The following is a 7,115-nucleotide window of genomic DNA, read 5'->3' on the forward strand; positions in this document are numbered from 1 at the left end:
ACACTACCTCGCGGCTCTCGATCGCGAACTCGACACCGATCCGACCGACACCGATTCGCCGTTCTGACGAGAAACCAGCACTCGCGCGCGACCACGGCTAGATGATCAGATTTCTACGGTTTCTCGTGATCGCCAACACCAGCACTACCTGCGAGCCGGAAGCGATGTGGTAGAGCAGTACACACTGATGCTCTTCGTCAGCGTGGTGCGGCGCGCGGAGCCCGGGTGGCGGCCCGAAAAGGTCTGGGTCCGCTCTGCCGGAGCCGGTTGGACGGCGGAGCATGGACTCCTGGCGGATGCCGAGAGCATCCGGGGAGGCCCCGCGACCGGAATTCACGTGCCGCGTGAACTCCTGATACAGCCGATGGGAAGGCGCGTCCTTGCGGGAGGCGTTGGGGACGACGAAGTCCTCGCCGATTCGGAGGGATTTACTGGCCGGCTGAAGCATGCGCTCGGGCCGCTGGTCGGTCGCGTGCCGCTAGATATCGGCCTTGCCGCAGAGATCGCTGGTGCGAGCCCCCGAACCGTGCGGCTGTGGCTGCACGAAGAGGGCTCGTCGTGGCGCCGGCTACTCGATGAGATGCGCTTCGAGTATTCCCGCTCACGCATGATCCGGACGGACGCGAAGATGGCCGACATCGCGCTCGAGCTTGGATACACCGATGCCTCCCACTTCACGCGGGCGTTCCGCCGCTGGACGGCGATGACGCCCAGCGAGTTTCGCTCCAGGCTTCGCGCTCCGCGCGACTGAACCCGGTCGGGATCACCTTCCCGGCCGCTCTGGTAGCGTCTCACCCCGTGAGGTGACCCGTCGATGATCAGATGGCTACTGCGCTGGATCCTGCTTCCCTTGGCCCTGCTTCTGCTGCTGATCTTCGGCGCCATCACCCTGCTGTCCGAGGGCGTCACCGGCGAACGTCATCCCCGCGGCGAGGTTTCGAGTACGCCCCGCCCCGCCGCCCACGTCGCGAGCCGCGACCAGGAACGTCGTGCTACCGCCGAGTCGCTGCGGGCTGACCCGTCTGCCCAGATCTTGTTCGGCGATCTCCACGTGCACACGACGTACTCGGGCGATGCCTTCATCTTCAGCCTGCCCCTCATGCAGGGCGAAGGCGTGCATCCCCCGGCCGATGCCTGCGACTTCGCGCGCTTCTGTTCCGAACTCGACTTCTGGAGCATCAACGATCACGCGGAGTACATCACCCCGTGGCAGTGGTCCGAGACCAAGGAATCGATCCGGGAATGCAACGCGGTGGCTGGAGATCCGGAGAACCCGGACATGGTCTCGTTCCTGGGCTGGGAGTGGACCCAGTCTGCGAATTCCCCCGAAAGCAGCGGCGGTCGTCGGCACTATGGCCACAAGAACGTGATCCTGCTGGAGACCGAAGACGAACGGGTCCCCACGCGACCCATTGGTGCGGGCGAAGGTGGCCTCTTCTCGGCGCCCGTGCCTTCGGCCGCGTGGGCAGTCTTGCGCGTCGGAATGACATTAGGCGACCTGGGAAACCTTCAGCCCTACATGGATTTCAATACGTTCGCGAGAGATGTACGCGCGATGGAGGCGTGTCCCAAGGACACTCCGGTGCGGGACCTTCCGGCGGATTGCCTCGAGGGAGCGGAAACACCGAAGGAACTCTTCAGCAAACTCGAAGACTGGGGTTTCCGCAGCCTGGTGATCCCCCACGGTACGAGCTGGGGAATCCACGCACCGGTGGATTCAGATCTCGCCAACCAGCTACGACCAGGCGAGAACGACTCAACCCGGCAACGTCTCTTCGAGGTCTACTCGGGGCATGGTGCATCCGAGCGCGTCGTGCCCATGGTCGATGCCGTCGTCGACGAGGCGGGGCAAAAGAGCTGTGCCGCGCCGACCGACGACTACCTCCCCTGTTGCTGGCAGGCAGGCGAGATCATCCGCGGGCGATGCGAGGAGCCGGATTCCGAACGCTGCCAAGAGCGAATCGCGAAGGCCCGTGAGAGCGCACTCGACCATTCCCCGTTTTCCGTCGTCGAGGGGACGCGCCCCAACGACTGGCTCGACTGCGGCCAGCCTCGCACGTTTCTTGCGGCCTACGAGTATCGACCCAACATGAGTGCCCAGTACGGGTTGGCCTCGCGCCGTCCTGAGCAGGGCAGCGAAGAGGGCGCCTTCCGCTTTGGTTTGATTGGGTCGAGCGACAACCACAAAGCGAGACCCGGGCCCGGCTACAAAGAAGTAGGACGCAAAGCCTTCGGTGATGCCTACGGGTTTCGAGACGACTGGACGGATCTTCTCACTCCGGAGCAGACGGCCTCGCCAGAGCCGGCAGAGGAGCCCTCGGCCATGGCTGGGCTGGCGACCACCTTCGAGCGGGGTGCATCCTTCTACTACACCTCGGGTTTGGTGGCGGTGCATGCCGCAAGTCGAGGTCGAGGCGAGATCTTCGATGCCCTCGAGCGCCGCCAGGCCTATGGGACCAGCGGGCCTCGGATTCTCCTGTGGTTCGATCTGGAGAATGGCCCGAACGGCTCCGCGCCCATGGGCAGCGAAGTCTTCACGGCCGAGGCGCCGAGCTTCACGGTGCGGGCGGCAGGCTCGTTCGAGCAGAAGCCCGGCTGTCCGGAAACCACCACCCAAGGCTTGTCTGCCGAACGACTCCAACGCCTGTGCCGCGGCGAGTGCTACCACCCGAGCGACCGGCGCGTACCGATCGAGCGCATCGAAGTGGTTCGGGTCCGGCCGCAGATCCAGGGTGATGAATCGATTCCGGAGCGGATCGACGACCCGTGGCGCACCTTCGAATGCACGGCTGGAGAGGCGGGCTGCCAGTTCGAGTTCAGCGATCCGGAATACGACGGTTCCCAGGAGTTCCTGTACTACGTCCGTGCTCTACAGGCCCCGACACCCGCGATCAACGGCGACCCGGTTCGTTGCGACAGGGACGCGCGAGGACGCTGCTTGAAGGCTCGTGCCTGCCCGGCTTCAGGCCCGGATTTCGATCCTGCCGACGAATGTCTTGCGGATGTCCGCGAGCGGGCGTGGTCCTCGCCAATCTGGCTTCGGCCGCCCAAGGAGGCCGCTGGCAGAGGCTAGTTGGCCGGCGAGTGAATGAAGGTCGATCCGCTCCAACGCCTCGGCTTCCGTATGCTCCTCCTCGTCGCCCCCAGAAGCCACGATCCAGACGGCGACATTCGCCAGGCGCGCTGTCCCCCTGTGAACCGTCAACCCGTGCCGGTGACGGCGCGTGAATGCGCGGACGCGATTCTGCCCGGAATCGCCGCGTCGCATGTGCTCGATGCAGCGCGCGCCCGGTACGCACCTGGAAATTGTCTGGCAACATGGCCGCACTTCCACCCGTTGCCTCTTATTCTCTCCACGGAAACGGCCTCCGCCGGAGCAAGCCCTACGGCCGGCGACGACCGGAGGAGGGCGTCCTCCATGGCACCGTTCAAACGGAACTGGAGACCTTCCTCGCTGCTCGCAGGCCCGCGAACGTCCTGTGCAGCGGTTCGTCGAGCGGGAGCTCCGGGGCTTCCTGCGCTTCGGGATCCTCGCTCACGGCTTTGTGCGTGTGCACCGCGACGTCTGCGTCGAGATCGGCCTGGTTCTGGGGGACGGGCATACGCGCTCCTGGACGCATTCCCGTTGCCAGCCCATCGTACAGCAATGAGCGATGGAAACTCGAAAGATCAACCGCCAGGCCCGAGAGGCGAAGGGCAGCTCTACTCTGATCGCCGGTGAGACATGCCCAGTACCAGGAAGCTCAGAGCCGAAAGCACCAACGATGACGGCTCCGGAACGTTGAAGAGGGCTGAAACCTCGGTCTGCCCCAGAGCGTGGTCGTAGATGCGGACGTCATCCAGCAATCCATTCAGCGGTCGGGATAGTTGGTAGTGGTCGCCCAGGCGGATGTTGCCGCTATTGGCCGTCGAATCGGTTGGTGTTCCCGAGTAGATCCCGGTCCCGTCGCTCGATCCGTCGACGAAGATCTGCATGGTCGTTCCGTTCAGGATTGCCACGACATGATGAAACGTGCCATCGGCAACGACGGTACTGGATGTGACCTCAGGGAAGACGGATCCGTTCCCATAAGCGAAGGAAAGCTGTCCGGCACCGTTCAGTTGCAGGGCCCAGCCATTCTGGTTGACACCTCCGGTTCCTCCGTGGCTGGAATCTGCCAGCAGCCGAATCCCGCCAGTGGCTGAGGCGTTTACCCACATGGCCACACTGAGGATGGACGGCTCGAGTGCAGCATTCCCGGGAACCGTGACGTAGTCGTTGACACCATCGAACGAGAACGCTTGACCCAACACGCCGGTACCATAGGTGGCGCCATTCACGAGGGTTCCGTCGTGCGAATTCCCCGAAGCATCGAGCGTCGTACCGTCACCGGTCCAATGGGCGATCAAGGACGCTTCGGAGGCCGAACTCCCAAGAAGGACAACGGGGAGAACGAGGATACGAATGACGTAATGCGGAATACCAAGGAACGGCGTCATGGTGCGCAAGGCAATATCTCCGGTCAGCACAGGATGAGCTAGTTGAGCATCCAGGAATAGGGGCTGCTTCAGTATGGATCCGGTGCATCATACCGGCTCGCCGAGATCATCGGAAGCAGAATTTTCGTGCACACTTCCAAGTCACGGCTAGCAGCCCTTCGTCCTGTAGATCTGCAAGCTCCCGCCCCAGATTGCTTCAGTGTTCGCGCAGGCATACTGAGCATTGTGCCTGCTAGTTGCATCTTCTGTAGGCAGTCGAGAAGCCCTTGCGACCACCGGGGCTGGATGGCCCAACGGTCGCCGTGGCCACAGATCCGCCAGCGATTGGTCAACCCTGGAGCTTCTCGGACGTCAAAGACCAACCGGGGAGATCGTTCACCCTCCACCAGGATTGGGTTCCTGGTACGCCATCGCGCACGGCCTCGTCGGGCTAGACCTTGCGGGCGATCAACGTGCTCCCCTCGGCACTCCGTCATAGCCTCGGTGCGTGGGAAGAGCACGTCTTGGTCGTTGACCACGCCCGTGGTGGACGCCGTGAAGCGCACGATTGACAGCGAGTCGAATCTGGATCCTCGACCGGGAGGACGGCTATGTTCCGCGGATGGGTCTCATTCGACGCTCGTTCTCTCGACGCGAAGCCCTCTAACGTGGCCGTTCCCTTTCGCGACGACTTCGTCTGGGGTGCGGCCACCGCCGCCCACCAGGTGGAAGGCAACAATACGAACAGCGATTTCTGGCTGCTGGAGAACACGCCGGGCACGGCCTTCCGCGAGCCCTCGGGAGACGCCTGCGACCAGTTGCACCGCTACCCCGAAGATATCGCCCTGCTCGCCGAGCTCGGCTTCGGCTCCTACCGCTTCTCGATCGAGTGGGCACGGATCGAGCCGGAGGAGGGCCTCTTCTCGGTTGCCGCCCTCGATCACTACCGGCGTCTGCTGGCCTGCTGCCACGAGCATGGCCTTTCGCCCTGCGTGACATTCCACCACTTCACCAGCCCTCTCTGGGTAACGGCGGACGGCGGCTGGGAGAGCGATGTGACCGCGGAGCGCTTTGCGCGCTTCTGCGAACGTGCCGTTGCCCACCTCGGCGACTTGATCGGGACGGCCTGCACGTTGAACGAGCCGAACCTGCCCGCCTCCCTGTCCGCGGCGGGCATCCTGCCGCCCCAGGGCGTGAAGCGGCTGGCGCCCTTCGCCGCCGAGGCGGCTCGACGTTGTGGCAGCGACCTCGAACGCTTTTCACCCTTCCTGTTGAGCGATGCCCTGCGCACCCGCGACACCATGTTGGCCGCTCACCTGCGGGCTCGGGACGTCCTGCGCGCCGGCCCTGGCGATTTCCCGGTGGGCGTGACCCTCGCCATGCAGGACTGCGTCGCTCTCCCGGGCGGAGAGGAAAAGCTGAGGGAGGCACGCGCATCTTCGTTCGAGCCCTTTCTGGAGGCGGCTCGCGAGGACGACTTCGTTGGTGTGCAGACCTACAGCCGCACCCGCTTCGGGCCGGAAGGCCCGCTGCCGCCCGAGGAGGACGTCCCGGTCCTGGTGATGGGCTACGAGTACTGGCCGCAGGCGCTGGAGGGAACCATCCGCTACGCGGCGGAGATGGCGCGCGTGCCGGTGATCGTCACCGAGAACGGCATCGGCACCGACGACGACGCTCAGCGCGTGGACTACTACCGCGAGGCGCTCTCCGCCCTGGTGCGCTGCCTGGAGGACGGGATCGACGTACGCGGCTACTACGCCTGGTCGCTCCTCGACAACTTCGAGTGGCTCTTCGGCTACGAGCCGCGCTTCGGGATCGTGGGCGTCGACCGCGACACCCAGGAACGCACACCCAAGCCCAGCGCACGGCTGCTAGCCCTGATCCGAGATTCTTGAGGGTGGTCGTCGATTCAAATTGAAAGTGGCCCCGTCGGTGTGCTTGATGGAGTTACCACACTTCACCGAGCCCCCGAGGAGCCACAATCATGAGGCTAAGTAGAAGCCGAATTCGGGCCCGCGTCAAGAACGATCTGCCCATCGTGTTCTCGGCGGAGAAGATTTCTTCCCACGGCGGCCTGGAGCTGTTTCGGCGCTTCTTGGTTGCCATCGACTTCCAAAGTCGAGTCCGCGCGGCCTTCCGAGACACCCCGCTCGATGGCGACTACGGTGCCGTGCGAATGATGATGCTGTTGGTCGGCCTTCTGGTGATCGGAGGCCTACGCGTCACGCATCTCGCGTTCGTCGGGACCGATCCGATTTTGCTGCGCTTTGCGGGGCTGCATCTTACGCCTTCCGACCGCACGGTGGTGGCCTGGCTGAAGGCCTTCAGCCCCCAGATGCTGGAGAAGCTGTCGGAGCTGATCCGAGAACTCGTGTACGACCAGGTCGAGCGTTGCCGCCTTGCTCGACTGACGATCGATCTCGATGGAACGGTCCTTCGGACCGGTGCCAAGGTCGACGGTGCAGAGCGAGGCTTCAACCCTCATCATCCGAAGGATCCTTCCTACTACCCGCTCACAGCGCACCTGGCCCAGCTCGGCCAGATCCTTCGCGTCTGGAATCGGCCGGGGAACGTGCACGACAGTCACAATGCGGCAGGCTTTCTCCGGGGCGTGTTCGCGGATCTCCGAAGCCGGTTCGGGCATCGCCTTCCAGTGG

The 7,115-nt window shown here is 64.1% G+C and carries 6 protein-coding genes; 4 read left to right on the top strand and 2 right to left on the bottom strand.

Going from position 1 to position 7,115, the window contains the following annotated elements; translation table 11 throughout:
- Positions 1–166 precede the first annotated feature (166 nt).
- Positions 167–751: a helix-turn-helix transcriptional regulator gene (locus GY937_10405; GenBank protein MCP5057121.1), complete on the top strand. Its 585-nt coding sequence runs from the start codon at positions 167–169 to the stop codon at positions 749–751.
- 63 nt (positions 752–814) lie between these two features.
- Positions 815–3,073, top strand: a complete 2,259-nt coding sequence (locus tag GY937_10410) for a DUF3604 domain-containing protein (GenBank protein MCP5057122.1) — start codon at positions 815–817, stop codon at positions 3,071–3,073.
- 355 nt (positions 3,074–3,428) lie between these two features.
- On the opposite strand, the gene GY937_10415 is transcribed toward GY937_10410, so the two are convergent.
- The gene (locus GY937_10415; protein MCP5057123.1) at positions 3,429–3,602 is read right to left on the bottom strand and encodes a hypothetical protein; all 174 of its coding nucleotides are present in this window, start codon (positions 3,600–3,602) and stop codon (positions 3,429–3,431) included.
- 100 nt (positions 3,603–3,702) lie between these two features.
- Positions 3,703–4,488, bottom strand: coding sequence for a LamG domain-containing protein (locus GY937_10420; GenBank protein MCP5057124.1), 786 nt, complete (start codon positions 4,486–4,488; stop codon positions 3,703–3,705).
- 581 nt (positions 4,489–5,069) lie between these two features.
- Between GY937_10420 and GY937_10425 the strand changes: the two genes are divergently transcribed.
- Together GY937_10425 and GY937_10430 are read left to right on the top strand one after the other, a co-directional pair.
- Positions 5,070–6,353: a family 1 glycosylhydrolase gene (locus GY937_10425; protein ID MCP5057125.1), complete on the top strand. Its 1,284-nt coding sequence runs from the start codon at positions 5,070–5,072 to the stop codon at positions 6,351–6,353.
- Between the two features lie 89 nt (positions 6,354–6,442).
- Positions 6,443–7,115 (top strand): hypothetical protein (locus GY937_10430; protein ID MCP5057126.1); only part of this gene is annotated, 673 nt, incomplete at its 3' end.

The organism is bacterium (assembly GCA_024228115.1).
Classification (GTDB): Bacteria; Myxococcota_A; UBA9160; order UBA9160; family UBA6930.

Excerpts from the sequence above, each read along its gene's own strand:
- GY937_10410 (MCP5057122.1), top strand. The coding sequence starts at position 815 with ATGATCAGATGGCTACTGCGCTGGATCCTGCTTCCCTTGGCCCTGCTT.
- GY937_10415 (MCP5057123.1), bottom strand. The coding sequence starts at position 3,602 with ATGCCCGTCCCCCAGAACCAGGCCGATCTCGACGCAGACGTCGCGGTG.
- GY937_10425 (MCP5057125.1), top strand. The coding sequence starts at position 5,070 with ATGTTCCGCGGATGGGTCTCATTCGACGCTCGTTCTCTCGACGCGAAG.